Source organism: Streptomyces sp. NPDC005303, assembly GCF_040607335.1.
Classification (GTDB): Bacteria; Actinomycetota; Actinomycetes; order Streptomycetales; family Streptomycetaceae; genus Streptomyces.
In genome coordinates, this window is the sequence record NZ_JBEXGM010000030.1 from 19,760 (window position 1) to 36,808 (window position 17,049).

Annotated in this window: 14 protein-coding genes; 9 read left to right on the forward strand and 5 right to left on the reverse strand. The window is 73.1% G+C overall.

From position 1 onward, the window contains the following. Window positions 1-129 precede the first annotated feature (129 nt). On the forward strand, window positions 130-2,502 hold the full coding sequence (locus ABZT93_RS31475; RefSeq protein ID WP_356111083.1) for a tetratricopeptide repeat protein: 2,373 nt from the start codon (window positions 130-132) through the stop codon (window positions 2,500-2,502). Here ABZT93_RS31475 and ABZT93_RS31480 read toward each other — a convergent pair. Together ABZT93_RS31480 and ABZT93_RS31485 are read right to left on the reverse strand one after the other, a co-directional pair. Further along, window positions 2,450-2,740, reverse strand: coding sequence for a hypothetical protein (locus ABZT93_RS31480; protein ID WP_356111084.1), 291 nt, complete (start codon window positions 2,738-2,740; stop codon window positions 2,450-2,452). The genes ABZT93_RS31475 and ABZT93_RS31480 overlap by 53 nt on opposite strands. Continuing rightward, window positions 2,737-3,999 carry a hypothetical protein gene (locus ABZT93_RS31485; protein ID WP_356111086.1) on the reverse strand — a complete coding sequence of 421 codons (1,263 nt, stop codon included), beginning with the start codon at window positions 3,997-3,999 and terminating at the stop codon, window positions 2,737-2,739. Before ABZT93_RS31485 ends, ABZT93_RS31480 begins: the two co-directional genes overlap by 4 nt. 185 nt (window positions 4,000-4,184) lie before the next feature. Between ABZT93_RS31485 and ABZT93_RS31490 the strand changes: the two genes are divergently transcribed. Together ABZT93_RS31490 and fusA are read left to right on the forward strand one after the other, a co-directional pair. Beyond that, entirely contained in the window at window positions 4,185-5,297 is a 1,113-nt protein-coding gene (locus tag ABZT93_RS31490; RefSeq protein WP_356111087.1) for a serine hydrolase domain-containing protein, read from the forward strand. Window positions 5,298-5,598: 301 nt separating this feature from the next. Continuing rightward, the gene (fusA, locus tag ABZT93_RS31495) at window positions 5,599-7,635 is read left to right on the forward strand and encodes an elongation factor G (protein ID WP_356111089.1); all 2,037 of its coding nucleotides are present in this window, start codon (window positions 5,599-5,601) and stop codon (window positions 7,633-7,635) included. A gap of 84 nt (window positions 7,636-7,719) precedes the next feature. Here fusA and ABZT93_RS31500 read toward each other — a convergent pair whose 3' ends face one another. Next, window positions 7,720-8,112, reverse strand: coding sequence for an SCO5389 family protein (locus tag ABZT93_RS31500; RefSeq protein ID WP_356111091.1), 393 nt, complete (start codon window positions 8,110-8,112; stop codon window positions 7,720-7,722). Between the two features lie 42 nt (window positions 8,113-8,154). Next, window positions 8,155-9,114 (reverse strand): AAA family ATPase, encoded by a 960-nt coding sequence (locus tag ABZT93_RS31505; protein WP_356111093.1) that lies wholly within the window; start codon window positions 9,112-9,114, stop codon window positions 8,155-8,157. A gap of 117 nt (window positions 9,115-9,231) precedes the next feature. Here ABZT93_RS31505 and ABZT93_RS31510 point away from each other — a divergent pair, with 117 nt between their 5' ends. The 5 genes from ABZT93_RS31510 (at window position 9,232) to ABZT93_RS31530 (ending at window position 15,046) form a co-directional block, all read left to right on the forward strand. Continuing rightward, complete coding sequence (locus tag ABZT93_RS31510; protein WP_356111094.1) at window positions 9,232-9,768, forward strand: GNAT family N-acetyltransferase; 537 nt, start codon at window positions 9,232-9,234, stop codon at window positions 9,766-9,768. Window positions 9,769-9,773: 5 nt separating this feature from the next. Then, window positions 9,774-11,255: an ABC transporter substrate-binding protein gene (locus ABZT93_RS31515; protein ID WP_356111095.1), complete on the forward strand. Its 1,482-nt coding sequence runs from the start codon at window positions 9,774-9,776 to the stop codon at window positions 11,253-11,255. Window positions 11,256-11,258: 3 nt separating this feature from the next. Continuing rightward, entirely contained in the window at window positions 11,259-13,046 is a 1,788-nt protein-coding gene (locus tag ABZT93_RS31520) for an ABC transporter permease subunit (protein WP_356111096.1), read from the forward strand. Then, window positions 13,046-14,260: an MFS transporter gene (locus ABZT93_RS31525; protein ID WP_356111098.1), complete on the forward strand. Its 1,215-nt coding sequence runs from the start codon at window positions 13,046-13,048 to the stop codon at window positions 14,258-14,260. Before ABZT93_RS31520 ends, ABZT93_RS31525 begins: the two co-directional genes overlap by 1 nt. Before the next feature lie 336 nt (window positions 14,261-14,596). Next, complete coding sequence (locus ABZT93_RS31530) at window positions 14,597-15,046, forward strand: GNAT family N-acetyltransferase (RefSeq protein ID WP_356111100.1); 450 nt, start codon at window positions 14,597-14,599, stop codon at window positions 15,044-15,046. 5 nt (window positions 15,047-15,051) lie between these two features. Here ABZT93_RS31530 and ABZT93_RS31535 read toward each other — a convergent pair whose 3' ends face one another. Beyond that, window positions 15,052-15,834 (reverse strand): CDP-alcohol phosphatidyltransferase family protein, encoded by a 783-nt coding sequence (locus tag ABZT93_RS31535; RefSeq protein WP_356111192.1) that lies wholly within the window; start codon window positions 15,832-15,834, stop codon window positions 15,052-15,054. Between the two features lie 120 nt (window positions 15,835-15,954). Here ABZT93_RS31535 and ABZT93_RS31540 point away from each other — a divergent pair, with 120 nt between their 5' ends. Then, window positions 15,955-16,935, forward strand: a complete 981-nt coding sequence (locus ABZT93_RS31540) for a zinc-binding alcohol dehydrogenase (protein ID WP_356111101.1) — start codon at window positions 15,955-15,957, stop codon at window positions 16,933-16,935. The last annotated feature ends 114 nt before the right edge of the window (window positions 16,936-17,049 follow it).

The following is a 17,049-nucleotide window of genomic DNA, read 5'->3' on the forward strand; positions in this document are numbered from 1 at the left end:
GGACGCGGGACACCGGCGCCGGGACGAGGGGGAGTGTCGCGCATGGATGAGCTGACGGGCGCGGAATTGTCGGCGGCTTTGGCAGTGGCTTTCCGACGGCCCGAGGCGCGGCGGGCGCTCGTGCGGCTCGTGGAGCACGGGTTACCGCCCGCGCTCGCCGACTCGGTCCGGGACCGGATCGTCCGGTACGCCTCGGACCCGCAGGACGGGACGCGGGTGCCGGAGTTGACCGACCTCCTGGTGCGGCAGGCGGAACTCCGGCCCGACTTCGCCGAACGATTGGGCGGCTGGGCCGCGGCTGCCCTCGGTGTCGCGACCTCCGAACGGCACGACCACGTGGCGAACACCGTCGGAGCGTCGGCCGGGGTGGATGGCCCGGTGGTCCAGGCGCGCGACATCACCGGCGGGGTGCACTTCCACCCCGCGCCCCGTCCACCCTCCGGTGAAACCGCGGTCGTGCCACGCCAACTACCGCCGGTCCCGCGCCACTTCACCAACCGGCACGACGAACTGGCGCGACTGGACCGCCTGGTGGGCGCAGCGCCGGACAGCCCTGTCGTCGCCGTCGTCAGCGGACCCGCGGGCGTCGGGAAGACCACCCTGGCCAGGCGCTGGCTGCTGGCGCGAGCCGACTCCTTCCCCGACGGGCAGTTGTACGCGGACCTGCGAGGCCACTCTCCCGACGGCCCCGCCCGCCCCGGCGAACTGCTCGGGCACCTCCTGCGCTCCCTGGGCCGCACCGAGGTACCCGCGGAACTGAACGAACGGGCCGCCCTATGGCGTTCGGTCACCGCCGACGCGCGGATCGCCCTCCTCCTCGACAACGCCCTCAGCGCCGCCCAGGTACGTCCCCTGCTGCCCGGCTCGGTCGCCGCCGTCACCGCGGTGACCAGCCGCAACCGGCTGACCGGTCTCGGGCTGGAGGGCGCCGCGTTCGTCCCCCTGGACGTCCTGGCGACCCGGGACGCCGTGGAACTGCTCAGCCGCAGACTCGGCGCCGAGCGGGTACGCCGGGAACCCGAGGCCGCGCGGGCCATGGCGCGTGCCTGTGCGAACCTGCCGCTCGCCGTGTGCGTGGCGGGCGCTCGCCTGGCCGCACGGCCACGTCAGCCACTGGCGGCGATGGCGAGGGCGCTGAGCGACGGAGAGGGAACCGGCCCGCTGGACGCACTCCGCGTGGGGCGTGAGTCCGCCGTGCGCGCCGCCCTCCAGGAGTCGTACCGCCTTCTCGCTCCCGAACCGGCCGCCGCCTACCGCCGGTTGAGCCTTCTGCCGTTCACCGCGTTCACGCCGCCGGTCGCGGCGGCCGTCTGCGGCACGGAGCCCGACGAGGCGGACCGTCTGCTGGACGAGCTCGCCGAGGCGAATCTGGTGGAGGACCTGGGACCCGACCCACGGACCGGGCTCGACCGCTACCGTTTCCACGACCTGCTCCGGGCACACGCCAGGGAGTGCGCGGCCGGGACCGAGACGGACACAGCCGTCTCCAGTGCCCTGCGCAGGGTCGTCGACTTCCATCTGCGCGCCGCCACCGCTGCCGAGGCCCTGCTGACCCCCAGCCACCGCACCCTGAACCGCGACTACACCGGTCCGCCGGTCCCCCCGCCGTTCACCGACGCCACCGGGGCGCTGCGCTGGCTCGACGCGGAACGCGACCACCTGATGGCCGTCCTGCGCACCGCCGCGGACCGCGGCTGGCACCCCTGCGCCTGGCAACTCGCCGACGCCATGTGGCCGTTGTTCCTGCGCCTGCGCCCCTACGAGCTCTGGGTCGAGGCCCACGAGATCGGCCTGGCGTCGGCCCGCCGCGCGGGTGACCGGGACGGTGTCAGCCGCATGCTGACCTCGGGCGGCACCGGTCTGCGCAACGTGGGCCGCCTGGAGGAGGCCCTGTCGTGGTTCCGGCAGGCACGGGAGCTGGCCCGCGAGGAGGTGGCCCACCGCCCCGCGGGCGAGGCTCTGACGGCGGCCCGCCGCAACGAGGCCCAGGCGCTGCACGGCCTGGGCCAGACCTACCGGCTGGCGGGGCGGCTGGAGGAGGCGGGCACCCACTTCACCGCGGCCCTGGCCCTGCGCGAGGAGATCGGCTACCGGCGGGGAGCGGCACTGACCCGGCTCAGCCTCGGCGACACGGCCCTGGCGGCCGGCCGGCCCGACGAAGCCGTACGCCAACTCGAGCGTGCCCGCGCCGAGTTGCGCGAGGCGAACGATCCCTACGACGCCGCCCGGGCACTGGCTCTGCTCGGCCGGGCGCTGGCCCGCCGCGACGGCACCCGGCACGAGGCCGCCGACCGAGTACTCCTGCGGGCTCTGGCCGAGTTCGAGGAGGCCGGTTCGGCGCACTGGCAGGGGCACGTCCTGGAGATGCTCGGCGAGGCGGCCCAGGAGCGGGGTGACCTCGAACGGGCCAGGGACTGGTACGCCCGGTCCCTGGCCCGCTACCGCCCGGTCAGCGACCGGGACCGGGACCGGCTGGAGAACCGCCTGCGAGTCCTTGGCTGAGCCCGGTTCGTGGCGCGGTCGGCGTCGCCGCAGGAGTGCTCCGCACCAGGGCGACGAATCCGCCGCCCAGCCGGGGGACCAGTACCAGGACGGCGCCCGGATAGCGCCGCAGCACCAGCGCGGACAACCGCAGCGCTGCCGTGGCGGGCAGGGGACGGGTGCCGTACAGCACGTCGGCGCACTCCCGCCAGACCTCGGCCGCACCGCCGTCCAGTGCGACGACGAGGAGGTCACTCATGCCGACACCCGGTTCCGGCCCGTGTCCCACAGTGGCGCCGGGAGCGGGACCACGGGCAGCGACGGCTCACAGGCGGGCTCGCCCAGTCCGAGCAGCCGGTACATGAGCCGACGGGTGTTGTGCCCGGCGCGCCCGGGTTCGGAGGAGATGCGGCGCGCGATCCGGTCGTACCGTGTGGCCGGACCGGCGGTGCGGGCGTACGCGAGCTGCTCGGGCAGCGTGTGGGAGGGGCTCAACGCCGGTGCCAGTGAGGCCAGTTCGGCACCGGGTGAGGCCGGGTCGACGTCGTCCGCGGGAAATCGCGCGAGCAGGAGTGCCGCCCGGGTGAGGGTCGAGTAGAGCGTCACGGATCCGTGGTCGCCGAGGACCCAGTCCGCGGCGATGATCAAGGAACGCCAGTCCGTGTCGGGCGGTACGACCGCGATGCCCCGCTGCTCGGCCGCCGCCAGCCAGGACCGTACCTGCCAGATGCCGTGCCAGGACCAGACGTTGGGGTGGACCAGGACGGCGATCCGGTACTCGTCTCCCGGGAGTTCGGTGAGGAGCCTGGGCAGCAGGGTGTCGAGCCGGTTGAAGGCCGAGCCGGTGCCCCAGGTGGAGGAGACCACCACGAGCTTCTGGCCGCGTCGCACCCCCAGCGCAGCCCGGTACCGGTGGCGCAACGGCAGGCTCGCGACGATCCGGTCGTACGTCGCGTCGCCGACCACCTCCGCGACCGGCAGCGCCTCCGGACAGCAGCGGCGCAGCCTGGCCAGCTCGTCCCGGTGGGCCAGCGCCAGCGCCCGGGGGACCACCCGTCCGTCACGCACGAGGTAGCGCCTGCCCAGCCCGCCCACCGTGCGTGCCGCTCCCGGATCCCGGCCGTCGGCGAGCCGCGACAGCTTCATGTGGCCCGCTCCGTGCGGCAGCCGCAGCAGCGGGCCGCGCAGCCTGTGCACCCCCTGGGAGCCCGCGGCCAGCACCAGGTCGAACCGCATGCCGAGCGCCTGCTCCCAGGGCAGCACACTGCCGTCGGGCAGGGGCCCGGGCACGGCACGGGCGGCACCCGCGTTGAACGCGTGCGGTGCGATGGTGAAGTACACCTGGAGCCGCAGGTCGGCGGTGAGCAGCGGCAGCACGTCCCCCAGCCGCCGGCCGTACACCTCGGTGTGGACGACGACCAGGACGCGCTTGCAGCCGGGCAGTGTCAGCCACTGGGCCCTGTCGTCCCCGTGGCCGGCCGCGACGGTTCTCGGCGTGTTCTCGGTGTCGTGCAGCATCGGTACCCCCGTTGTCGAGTGATCGCGGATCGCGGAATCGTTTCGGTGCGGGGGTGCCCCTGCGTCGCGTCAAAAGCCTTGCCGCGGCCTTGAAGAATCCTTGCAGCCCTGGTGAGGGCCCATCCGGGGGACCGGCGGCGAAATCCGGTTGACCCGGCCCGCCCGCCAGGTGCTCAATACCCGGCATGGCCGACATCCAGGGCACGTACGACGATCTGTTCTCCGCGGTACCCAACGGGCTGGCGGCGCTGCTGGACGAAGGGGATGTCGGCGGCTCGGTGGCCGTCTTCGTGGACGGTGAACCGGTGGTGGACGTCTGGGGCGGCTTCGCCGACGCCGACCGGACCGCCCCGTGGGAGCGGGACACCATCACCAACGTCTTCTCCACCACCAAGACGATGACGGCGCTGTGCGCGCTGATCCTCGCCGACCGCGGCGATCTCGACACGGATGCCCCGGTCGCCCGGTACTGGCCGGAGTTCGCCGCCGCCGGCAAGGACAAGGTGCTGGTACGGCACCTGCTGTCGCACACCGCCGGTCTGCCCCACTGGGAAGGCCCGGTCGAGGAGCTCTACGACTGGCCGGCCGCCACCGCCCGGCTCGCCGCCCAGCCACCGCTGTGGGAACCCGGCACCGCGGCCGGCTACCACTCGCTCACCCAGGGCTTCCTGGTCGGCGAGGTCCTGCGCCGGATCACCGGCCGCACCGTCGGCGAGTTCCTGGCCCAGGAGGTGACCGGGCCCCTCGGAGCCGACTTCCACATCGGGCTCTCCGCCGAGCACGATCACCGGGTCGCCCTCACGGTCCCGCCGCCCGGCCGGGACGAGGACTACACCGCGGGCGCCGCCAACCCGGGTCCTGACGCGACACCGTCCACCGGGACCGCCCTCCGTGTCCGGGACGGCAACAGCGTGTCGTGGCGGCGCGCCCAGATCCCCGCCGCCGGCGGCTTCGGCAACGCCCGCTCCATCGCGCTCGTCCAGTCCGCGCTCGCCTGCGAAGGCACGGTGAGGGGCGTACGCCTGCTGTCCGCCGCCGGCGCCGCTCGGGCCCGCGAGGAGCAGTTCAGCGGCGAGGATCGCGTGATCGGCATGACGCAGCGGTACGGCCTCGGCTTCGGCCTCTTCGGGACCTCCTTCGGCTGGGGCGGCTGGGGCGGCTCCCTGGTCGTGATCGACCCCGAGGCCCGCATGGTGGTCGCGTACGCGACCGACCAGATGCGTGAACCCGCCGAGGACACCCGTGGCATGGACCTCGTCATGTCCGCCTACGACGGCCTCCAGGGCCTGCGCCGCTGACCGCGGAAAACCCGGTGCACCGACCCCGGCCGGCTCCCTACACTCGCCATCACCAAGGACGACGAGTGAGGGGAGTACGGCCATGTGCGTGCGCACAGCTGTCGCCGTTCCCCGGACGTCGTACGACGTGATCCTCGTGTCCTCGACCCTCCGGTGCCCGCTGCGCGCCCGGCACCGGATGCCCGCGACGACTGTCTGAACGGTCAAGCACCGCCGCGGCACGCGTATGTGACGTGCCGTCATGTCGTCGTACGGGCCATCGCGCAGCCCTGTCATCACAGCACCTGAAAGGCCATGGGCCATGCGCACCCACCACCCCGACCCGCTCGCCGTCGTCCGCAACCTCGGCATCCTCGCCCACGTCGACGCCGGCAAGACCACCGTCACCGAGCGGATCCTGTTCGCCACCGGAACCACGCACAAGCGCGGCGAGGTCCACGACGGCACCACCGTCACCGACTTCGACCCGCAGGAACGGGACCGCGGGATCACCATCTTCGCGGCGGCCGTGAGCTGCGCGTGGGACGGGCACCGCCTCAATCTGATCGACACCCCGGGGCACGTCGACTTCGCCGACGAGGTGGAACGCTCGCTCCGGGTGCTCGACGGAGCGGTCGCGGTGTTCGACGCGGTCGCCGGTGTGGAGCCGCAGAGCGAGTCGGTGTGGCGGCAGGCGGACCGGCACGGTGTGCCGAGGATCGCGTTCGTCAACAAGCTTGACCGCGCGGGCGCCGACCTCGACGCGGCCGTCGAGTCCGTCCGACGGCGGCTGCACCCGGCGCCGCTGGTCGTGCAGTTGCCCATCGGCAGCGAGGACGCCTTCACCGGCGTCGTCGACCTGATCGGGATGCGCGCGCTGACCTGGGCCGACTCCGGTGAGACGGCGCAGGACGGACCGGTGCCCGCCGCTCTGCGCGAGGAAGCGCGCAGGCGACGCCGGCTCCTGGAGGAGGCAGTCGCCGAACGCCACCCCGCGGCCCTGGAGGAGTTCTGCGACCGGGAGACCCTCTCGGCCCACACCCTCACCGCCGCCCTGCGGGACCTCACCCACAGCGGCGACGGGGTCGTCGTCCTGTGCGGCTCGGCCTACCGCAACCGCGGCATCGAGCCGCTGCTGGACGCTGTCGTGGCGTACCTGCCGTCGCCGCTCGACGTGCCCGCCGTACGCGGTGGGAACGGTGAGGAGAGGCCCGCCGACCCGGCGGCGCCCCTCGCGGCGCTGGCGTTCAAGGTGAACGCCACGGCCACGGGACGGCTGACCTACGTACGCGTGTACTCGGGAACGATCGAGAAGGGAGCCACCGTGTGGGACGCGGGCGCAGGCCGCACCGAACGCATCGGACGGATCCTGCGCGTACAGGCCGACCGGCACGCCCCGTTGGAGCGGGCGGTCGCCGGCGACATCGTCGCCGTCGTCGGACTGAAGTCGGCCCGCGCGGGCTCGACCCTGTGCGCGCCGGACGCCCCGCTCGTGCTCGAACCGCCCAGCGCGGCCGAGCCCGTCGTGTCCGTGGTGGTCGAACCCCAACGGTCCGTCGACACCGACCGGTTGGCCTCCTCGCTCGCCCGGCTGACCGAGGAGGACCCCTCGCTCGTCGTCCGCACGGACGCCGAGACGGGCCAGACTCTGCTGTCCGGCATGGGTGAACTGCATCTGGAGGTCGCGGTGGAGAAGGTACGGCGTGAGCACGGCCTCGCGCTCAACATCGGTCGGCCCAGGGTGAGTCACCGCGAGACGGTCGGGCGCGGGGTGTCCGGGCTGGTCCACCGGCACGTCAAACAGGACGGCGGGGCGGGGCAGTTCGCCCATGTCGTGCTCGATGTCGAACCAGCCGAGCAGGGCTTCGAGTTCCGCTCGACGGTCGTCGGCGGGCGCGTCCCGCAGGAGTACGTCCGCGCGGTCGAGGCCGGCTGCCGGGACGCCCTGACCGAGGGCCCCCTCGGCGGCCACCCGGTGACCGGGCTGCGCGTGACCCTCACCGACGGGTCGACCCATGTGAAGGACTCGTCGGACACGGCGTTCCGTACGGCGGGTCGGTTCGGCCTCCGGGAGGCACTGCGCGCCTGCGCGATGGTTCTCCTGGAACCGGTCGCCGAGGTCACGGTCACCGTGCCCGAGGAATCCGTCGGCGCGGTGCTCGGCGACCTCGCCGCCCGCCGCGGCCGGGTCTCGGGCTCGGTCACGCGCGGCGGCTCGGCGGTCGTCACGGCGACCGTGCCGCTGGCCGAACTCTTCGGCTACGCCACGAGGTTGCGCAGCCGGACCCAGGGCCGCGGCACGTTCACGGCCCGGCCGACGGGGTATGCGCCGGCGCCGGCGGTGACCTCGGCTCGGTGACGGCCGGGACGGAAGTCCCTGGTAAGGGAACCAAGGGCCGGGCGGTAGCACCGCCCGGCCCTTCGTCACGCGCACGAGGTCTGCTCAGCAGTCCCTGAACTCAGGTGACTGGTTCAGCACCTGAGAGCGCACCGACGTGAAGCGGGCGTACGTCTCGCCGTCCAGCGACTCGGGGCGGAACGCCGCCACCCGGTGGCAGTTCTGGAAGGCCAGGGCCACGCCGAAGTGGCGTTCCAGGCTGCCGCGGATGGCGTCGCTCGCCAGGGCGCGCAGCAGCTGGCCGCGTTCCCGCTCCGACGGGGGAGGGGTCTGGTTGTCGGCGAACTCCACCTGGCCGGAGCGCAGTTCGGCGGCGAGGGAGGCGATCAGGTCGTAGGCGTAGGGGAGGGACGTGCGGACCGTGGCCACGAAGTCCTCCTCGCGGACGGTGCCCTGTTCGGCTTCGGCGAGGAGCTTCGGGGAGACGTCGAGAGACATGTGAGGGGGTTCCTGTCCTGTTGTCGGGCACTGAGAGAGAGGTCAGACGACGGCAGTCGGGCCCGGTACGAAGTCCGGGTCCACCTGGGCGGCAAGGTCGAGGCCGGTCGCCTCGTTCGCCCAGGAGCGGGCGTTGCGCAGGTGGAACTCGACCGCGTGGTGGTGGAGCTTCGTCCAGTCGCGGGGGTGGGAGTCGACCGCCTCGCGCAGGATCGTCAGCGCGTGCCGGTTGTGAGGCTCCAGCGCGTCCAGGTCACCGTCGGCGCGGCCCTGTTCGGCGGCGCGTACCCAGGGCGACTGGACCAGGTGGGTCAACAGGTCGTCGCCCACGTGTTCCTTGAGGAAGAGCAGGTCGTCCTCGCCGGCCACCTTGTTGCCGATCACGGCGATCCGGATTCCGAACTCCCGTGCGTGGTCGCGGTACTGGCGGTAGACCGACACGCCCTTGCGAGTGGGTTCGGCCACCAGGAAGGTCAGGTCGAAGCGGGTGAACAGACCCGAGGCGAACGCGTCCGCGCCGGCCGTCATGTCGACGACGACGTATTCGCCGGGTCCGTCGACCAGGTGGTTGAGGTACAGCTCCACTCCGCCCAGCTTGGAGTGGTAGCAGGCCACGCCGAGGTCGCTCTCCTCGAACTCGCCCGTCACCATCAGCGGGACGTCGCCCACGCGCCGGACGTGTCCGGAGTGCAGTTCGTCGTCGCCCAGCAGCCGCAGCAGTCGTGAGCCGCGGCCCGGCGGAGTGGTCTTGAGCATCGCCTCGCGTGAGGCGATGCGCGGGTTGGTGCCGCGCAGGTAGTCCTTGATCTCGGCCGTATGAGCGCCCAACGGCTGGGCGTCCAGGGCCTCGTCCCCGTGGTGGCCCAGCGCCTCGGCGAGATGCTGGTTGATGTCTGCGTCCACGGCCAGCACCGGTGCGCCGGAACGTGCCAGATGGCGGGAGAAGAGGGCGGACAGGGTGGTCTTGCCGCTGCCGCCCTTGCCGACGAACGCGATGCGCACTACCGCTCCGTCTTTTTGAAAATGGATGTCATGTTGGTAGGTTCTATGGCGTGCGTTCGATCACTGTCAAATCGCCCCCGCGATCATGTCGAAAGGCTTAATGCATATGATGTGCAAGTGCGTGAATACAGCATCAGGGCGGCGAGCCCGGACGACCTCGACGGTGCGCGAGCCGTGATGCTCGACACCGTCTACCGCGACTTCGGAACCGGATACGTGCCCCGCTGGCACGGCGACATCATCGACCCGGCCGCCGCCTATCTCGTCCCGCCCCGCCACACCCTCCTCGTCGGGCTCGACCCGGAGGACGGGACCGTCGTGGCCACCGGCGCCCTCGACTCCCGCGGCCCCGCCCACCCGCCGAACCCGCGCGAGCTGGCCGAGCGCTACCCCTGCGGCGAGACCGCCCAGTTGCGCCGCATCTACGTCCGCCCCGAGCACCGCAGGCGCGGCCTCGCCCGCCGCCTGGTCGACGAACTGCTCGCCTTCGCGGCCGCCGACGGCGGCTACCGCTCCGTGTATCTGCACACCGACCCGGCGGTCCCGGGCGCCGAACCCTTCTGGCACTCGCTCGGCAAGGTCGTGCACGACGAGCGCGAGACCACAGGCGGCGCGAGCAGCGTCGTCCACTTCGAGATACCGATGGGACGGTGACCGGAATGCGCCGCCGTCACACACTCGGCTCCCTCCTGCTCGCCCCGCTGCTCACCGCCTGCTTCGCCTCCCAGGGCGGCGACTTGGCAGGTGACGCGAGCGACGGCTCCCGCCTCCGGGTCGCCCTCGCCTTCCCGCCCGCCGAGAACCTCTCGCCGTACGGCGCCGACGCCACCCTCCTCAGCCGCCTCGGCGTCACCGAGGGCCTGACCGCCCTCGACGCCAACGGCGCAGCGGCCCCCGCGCTCGCCGAATCCTGGCGCCGCGAGAACGACCGCACCTGGCTGTTCACCCTGCGCGAGGCCACCTTCCAGGACGGTTCCGAGGTCACCCCGGCCGCGGTCGTCGCCGCCCTCACCCACGCCACCGAGGCCAGGCCCCTCCCGGCCGCCCTGTCCGGCGTCACCCTGACGGCCGAGGCGGCGGGCGACGCCGTACGCATCACCACCAGGACCTCCGACCCCGTCCTGCCGCTCCGGCTGTCCAGCCCCGGCCTCGCCGTATTCGCCCCCAAGGCCTATGCCCCGGGCGAAGTGGACCCGGTCGGCACCGCCTCCGGCCCCTTCGAGCTGACGAAGGTCACCGGCTCGACCTCCGCCACCCTCGACCGCTACGACGACTACTGGGGAGGCCTCGCCCAGGCCTCCGGCATCGACGCCCGCTTCATCGCCGACGGCACCGCGCGCGCCAACGCCGTGCGCAGCGGCCAGGTCGACATCGCCGAGGCGATCCCCGTCGCCCAGGCGGCCACCCTCGACAAGGCCACCCTCGAGGAAACCGCCACCACCCGCACCACCAGCCTCCAACTCAACACTCGGTCCGGCCCGTTCAGGGACCCGAAGCTGCGCGCCGCCGCCCGGGAGGCCGTCGACAGCCTCGCCCTCGTCAAGGGCGTCTTCGAGGAGTACGCCGATCCCGGCGCCGGCATCTACGGACCCGCTGTGACCTGGGCCGAGGGCAGACGCGTACCGCCCACCGGACGCGCGACCGCCGCCAAGCCCCACGGCACCTCCGTCACCCTCGCCACCTACGACAACCGGCCCGAACTCCCCGAGGTCGCCCAGGTCCTCCAACAGCAGCTCCAGAAGGCCGGGTTCAAGGTCACCCTGGTCGTACGTGAGTACTCTCGGCTCGAGAGCGACGCGCTCGCGGGGAAGTTCGACGCCTTCGTGGGCGCCCGCAACAGCCTCGTCGACACCGGCGACCCCGTCGGCGTCCTCGCGAGCGACTACACCTGCGACGGCGGCTACAACCTCGCCCGGCTGTGCGACGGCAAGGTCGACCGGGCGGTCGCACAGGCCGAGGCCGTGACCGACACCGGTGAGCGGCAGGACGCGGCCCTGCGCGCCGAGGCGGCGATCCTCGGCACCGACGCAGTGGTCCCACTGGCCCACCAGGCGATCATCGCCGGGGTCGCCACCGACGTCCGGGGCGTGCTGCTCGACCCGTACGAGCGGACCCTGGTCGGCACCGGAACGCGACGCTGATCGATGGGGCACCGAGTGGCCACCCTGCTGTGGCGGGTCCTGCTCGCGGCGGCCCTGGTGTGCGGGATCGGCCTGCTGCCGTGGCTGTCCCGCACCGACCCGGCGCTCACCGTCCTCAAGGCGCGTTCCGCGGACCGTGACCCGACGCCGCGGGTACTGGCCGACATCCGGGCCCAACTCGGCCTGGACCAAGGCCCCCTGCACCTGCTCGGCCAATGGCTCGGCGGGCTGCCCCGCGGCGACGCCGGCCGGTCGTGGCTGAACGGCACCGAGGTCACCCCGACCGTGGTCCAGGCGCTCGGGGTCTCCCTGCTGCTGGTGGCGGTGGCGCTCGTGATCGCCGCCGCGACCGCCGCCCTGGTGTGCGCCCGCACGCTGTGGCTCGGCGCCCGCCGAGGCCTCGACGGGCGACGGGCCGGGGGCGGAGCCTCGGCGATGCTCGCCGCGCTGCCCGAGTTCCTCACCGCCTCCGTGCTCGCCACCGTCGTCGGCGTACAGCTCGGCTGGCTGCCCGCCCTCGGCTGGTACGGCCCCCGGTGGACGGTGCTGCCCGCCCTCGCCCTCGGTCTGCCCGCCGGGGCCGTGCTAGGGCGCCTCCTCGACGACCTGCTGCCCGGCGCCTTCGCCGAACCCTGGGCGCAGGCGGCGGAGGCCCGCGGACTGCGCGGCCGTACCGTCGCCGCCAAGGCGGTCCGCCGCTGCATCCCGGCGCTGCTGCCCAACCTGGGCCTGTTCGTCGTGGGCCTCACGGCCGGTTCCGTCGCCGTGGAGCAGATCTACGACATCCCGGGCCTCGGCCGCACCACCCTCCAAGCGGCCCTCGCGCAGGACCTGCCCGTCCTCCAGGCGGGCACCCTCGCCCTCCTGCTCCTCGCCGTCACCGCCACCCGGCTCGCCGCCCTCGCCGTCCGCCACCTGGCCGGCCCGGCCCTGCGCGACGGCGCCCTGGACTCCCTGCACCGACCGCGCCGGACCACTCGAAGCACCCTGCCCCTCGTGTACGGCGGCCTCCTGGCCGGCGTCGTCGCGTTCGGCCTGTTCCGCGACCCGCTCGCACTCGACACCGGAGCCCGCCTCCGACCCCCTTCCCGGGCGCACCCGTTCGGCACCGACGCGCTCGGCCGGGACCTGCTCGCCCGGGTGGCGCACGGGGCCCTCGACACCCTGCTGGTCGCCCTCGCCATCAGTGTCACCGCACTGGTGGTCGGCGTCCTGCTCGGGCTGCTGCCGAGGCTGTCCGGGCCGCTCGTCGACACCGTCAACGCCGTACCGCCGGTGCTCGCCGCGTTGCTCGTGACCGCCGTCGCCGGGAGCGGGGCCGCCACGCCCGCGCTCGCCGTGGCCGCCGTCTCCTGGGCGGCGCTCGCCGCGCACACCTCCTCGCTGCTCCGGCAGGAACACGCCACCCCGCATCTGACGGCCACCCGAGGTCTGGGCGCGAGCCGCTGGTACCTCCTGCGGTACGAACTGCTGCCCGCGATCCTGCCGCCCGTCACCCGGCACGCCCTGCTGCGGCTGCCCGGTGTCGCGCTGGCCCTCGCCTCGCTCGGCTTCCTCGGCCTCGGCGCCCAGCCGCCGGCCCCGGAGTGGGGCCTGCTCCTGGCGGAGAACCAGCCCTACGCCGAACGCGCCCCCTGGGCCGTCCTCGCCCCCGCTGCCGCACTCGCCCTGCTGGGCGCGCTGGCGGTGAGCGCGGCGGGCGGGGTGCGGTGGCCGCGACGGCGCGCAGGTCGCCGTACCGCTACGAGGACTGAACAACCCAGTTCCGCACGGGCGTTGGTGGAGGCCTGATGACATCGACGCCCCTGGCTCCGCCGAGGACCGCCGCCAGGCTTTCCCCGCTGCTGCGGCTGCTGATCCTCACCCAACTCGCCTTCAACATCGGCTTCTTCGCCGTGCTGCCCTTTCTGTCCGAACACCTGGGGCAGGCCGTCGGGATGGCGGGCTGGCTGGTCGGGTTCGTACTGGGGCTCAGGACCTTCAGCCAGCAAGGGCTGTTCGTGGTGGGCGGGGCGCTCGCCGACCGGTACGGGATCCGGCCGGTCGTCCTCGCCGGATGCGTGCTGCGGATCGCCGGGTTCGCCTGGCTCGGGTACGCCGAACAGCCGGGGGCGGTCATCGGGGCCGTCCTGCTCATCGGGTTCGCCGCCGCGCTGTTCTCGCCGGCGGTGGAGTCCGAGGTCGCCCGGCAGGCCGTCGTCCACGAGGCGGCGGGCGGTCAACGCACCCGTGTTCTGGCGCTGTTCACGGTCGCCGGGCAGGCCGGTGCCTTCGTCGGGCCGTTGCTCGGCGCGCTGTTGCTGTCGGTGGACTTCCGAACGGTGTGTCTGGCGGGGGCCGGGATCTTCGTCCTCGTCCTCGCCGGGCACGCGTGGATGCTGCCGCAGCGCATACCGGGGCGCCAACGGGTGGGGCTGAAAGGAGGATTGGGAGCGCTGGTCCGCAACCGCCGCTTTCTCGCGCTGTGTTGCGCGTACGGCGCCTACCTGCTCGCCTACAACCAGCTCTACCTCGCCCTTCCCGACGAGGTGGAGCGTGCGACCGGTTCGCAGTCGGCGCTGGCCTGGCTGTTCGCGCTGTCCTCGCTGCTGGTGGTGACCGCGCAGCTGCCCGTCACCCGCTGGGTCGGCTCCAGCCTCTCGCTGCGCCGGTCCATGGTGGCCGGACTGCTGCTGATCGGCACCGGATTCGCGGTCGTGGCGCTGTCCCGTCCGGCCGACTGGACCGGTACGGCTGGCCTGTTGCCCTCGGTGGGATTCGTCGTCCTGCTCACCTTCGGGCAGATGCTCGTCGCACCCGTGGCCCGGGCCTGGGTCCCCGACCTGGCGGAGGAGGGCCGGCTCGGCCTCTACACCGGGGCACTCTCCTCGGTCTCCGGCCTGATCGTCCTGGTCGGCAGCTCCGTCACCGGTTCACTGCTGGACAGCGGACTGCCGGCCGCGGTGCCATGGCTGCTGCTGGCGGCGATGCCGGTCGCGGCGGTGGGGTTGGTGCCGCGGAGGTAAGTACGAGCGAGTCGAGCCAGGGCGGCTCGGCTCCGGCCAAGCCCGCAACCCCTCCGGGCGTCGGCCCTGCCCCAGCCCCAGCCCCAGCCCCAGGACCGGGGCCACGGGCGCGGCGGGATGGCTCGGATGCCGGCCGCGAACTCGCCGGACGGTTCAGGTGGTCGAGCCGGGAGCGCCCGTACCGAGTCGGGGAAACCCGACGGACGGCCAGGTCGCCTGGCCAGGAACCCCGCCAGAAGCCTCCAGCCGCCTCGCTGCGACGCGCCGGACGGCTTACGCGCCCCGGCGCATCGGATCTGCCGTAGCTCCCGCGATCGCGGCGATAGGGTCCACCCCATGGAGACTCAGGACATTCGGGTGGAGATCGCCCGGGAGGCGGACCAGGAGCTCGTCGACGCCTTCGCGCGGATGCTGCCGCAGTTGTCCTCGGCGGCGGAGGCCCTCGACCTCGCCGCGCTCGACCGCATCCTGGCCTGTGACGTCAACACCATGCTGATCGCCAGGTCGGCGGCCGGCTCGGTGGTGGGCACGCTCACCCTCGTCATGTTCCCCGCGCCCGCGGGCCTGCGGGCCCGTATCGAGGACGTGATCGTCGACCACGCGGCTCGCGGTCAGGGCATCGCGGGACTGCTGATCAGGGAGGCCATCCGGCTCGCCCGGGAGGCCGGGGCCCGTACCGTCGACCTGACCTCCCGCCCGGACCGGGCGGCGGCCAACCGGCTGTACGAGCGGCAGGGTTTCCGGCAGCGCGAGTCGACGGTGTACCGGGTGCCGCTGAAGGGCTGAGCCGCTCAGGAGGCGACAGCCTGCGGCGCGGTCGCCGGGACCAGGTCCAGGAGTTCCTCCACCGCCGCCTGGTCCGCCCGGTGGGTGCGCCACAGCCACAGGATGTCCCGGCCGAACGACCACACCAGGGTGCCCAGCGCCAGAGCCACCACCCCGAAGGTCGCCGTGTACGGCAGGTACCCGGACGCGGCCACCAGCAGCAGGATGCCCTGGAGCGCGGCCACCGTCTTGCGGGCCATGCTCGGCGGCAGCGGGGCGTTCAGCCACGACCAGACGCGGGCCGCCGCGACGAAGCCGTAGCGCATGGCGCCGATCAGCAGCACCCACGGGCCCTGCGACATCGACACGTACACGCTGAGCACCAGGATCAGGAACGCGTCGACCTCCATGTCGAACCGGGCGCCCAGCGGGGTCGAGGTGCCCGTCGCGCGGGCCACCTTTCCGTCGACACCGTCGAGGATCAGGGCCACCGCCGTCAGGCCGACGAAAAGGGTGACCGGCGGGGAGTCCTGGAAGGAGTCCGCGACCAGCGCCGTGACCCCGCCCACCAGGGTCGCGCGGCCGAGGGTCACTCGGTTGGCCGGACCGAACGAGCGCGGCCGGGTGCGGTGCAGTGCCCTGGAGAGCACGGCCCAGGTGGCGACGGCGAAGGCGAGGCCGGTCAGCCAGCCCGCCGGCCCCATGCCGATCGCCGTGCCGAGCAGAGCCAGCAACAGGATCTGCAGACCCGCTCCCACCGCGGTCTCCTGCTGGACCAGCCTTGCTTCGTAAGTGTTGTTCAGGGCCACCGCACATTCCTCCGGCCAGATGACAGAGTCGATCAAGGCCGCGTACTGTGCGCGGCCTGTGCACATCTCGGTACGTGACGAGGTACGTGCACGGGTTGCCGATCGTTCAGGAGGTTCTCGATGAAGGCCGCCGCACGCGCGTTCTGGCTCCGCTCTCCCGGCGAGGGCGAGATACGGGAGGTCGCCCTCGGGGCCCCCGGCGAGGACGAGGTGCTGGTCCGCTCGCTGTACTCGGGAGTCAGCCGGGGCACGGAGACACTCGTGTTCCGTGGCCAGGTGCCCGAGAGTCAGCACGCGGCCATGCGGGCCCCGTTCCAGGAGGGCGACTTCCCGGGACCCGTGAAGTACGGCTACCTCAGCGTGGGGTTGGTGGAGGAGGGGCCCGCCGCGCTGAAGGGCAGGACCGTCTTCTGTCTGTACCCGCATCAGACGCGGTACGTGGTTCCCGCGAGCGCCGTGACGGTCGTACCCGACGACGTGCCCGCCCGCCGGGCCGTGCTCGCCGGCACCGTCGAGACCGCCGTGAACGCCCTCTGGGACGCGGCGCCCCTGGTAGGGGACCGGATCGCGGTGGTCGGCGGCGGCATGGTCGGCAGCTCGGTCGCCGCACTCCTCGCCCGCTTCCCCGGCGTACGGGTGCAGTTGGTGGACGCCGACCCCGCCCGCGCCCGGACCGCAGAGGCCCTCGGGGTCGGTTTCGCGTCCCCCGCGGACGCCCTCGGCGACTGCGACCTCGTCGTCCACGCCAGCGCCACCGAACAGGGCCTCACCCGCTCACTGGAACTCCTCAGCGCCGAGGGCACCGTCCTCGAACTGAGCTGGTACGGCGACCGGAAGGTGAGTCTGCCGCTCGGCGAGGCCTTCCACTCCCGGCGCCTCGTCATCCGCAGCAGCCAGGTCGGCACCGTCTCCCCGGCCCGCGCCAACCGCAGCTACGGCGACCGGCTCGGCCTCGCGCTGAAGCTGCTCGCCGATCCGGCGCTCGACGCCCTCATCACGGGGGAAAGCGCGTTCGAAGAACTACCGGAGGTGATGCCCGGGCTGGCCAGTGGGGAAATTCCGGCCCTCTGTCACCTCGTGAGGTACGGCAAGAGCGCCTGACCTGAGAAAAGAGTGAGATACGGCTGAACACGGGGAAGCGGAGAGCCGTACTACACGGCATCCCCCGGCCGGGATCAGCCGGGGACCAGACGCGCCGCACCTGGAGGGTCGTCC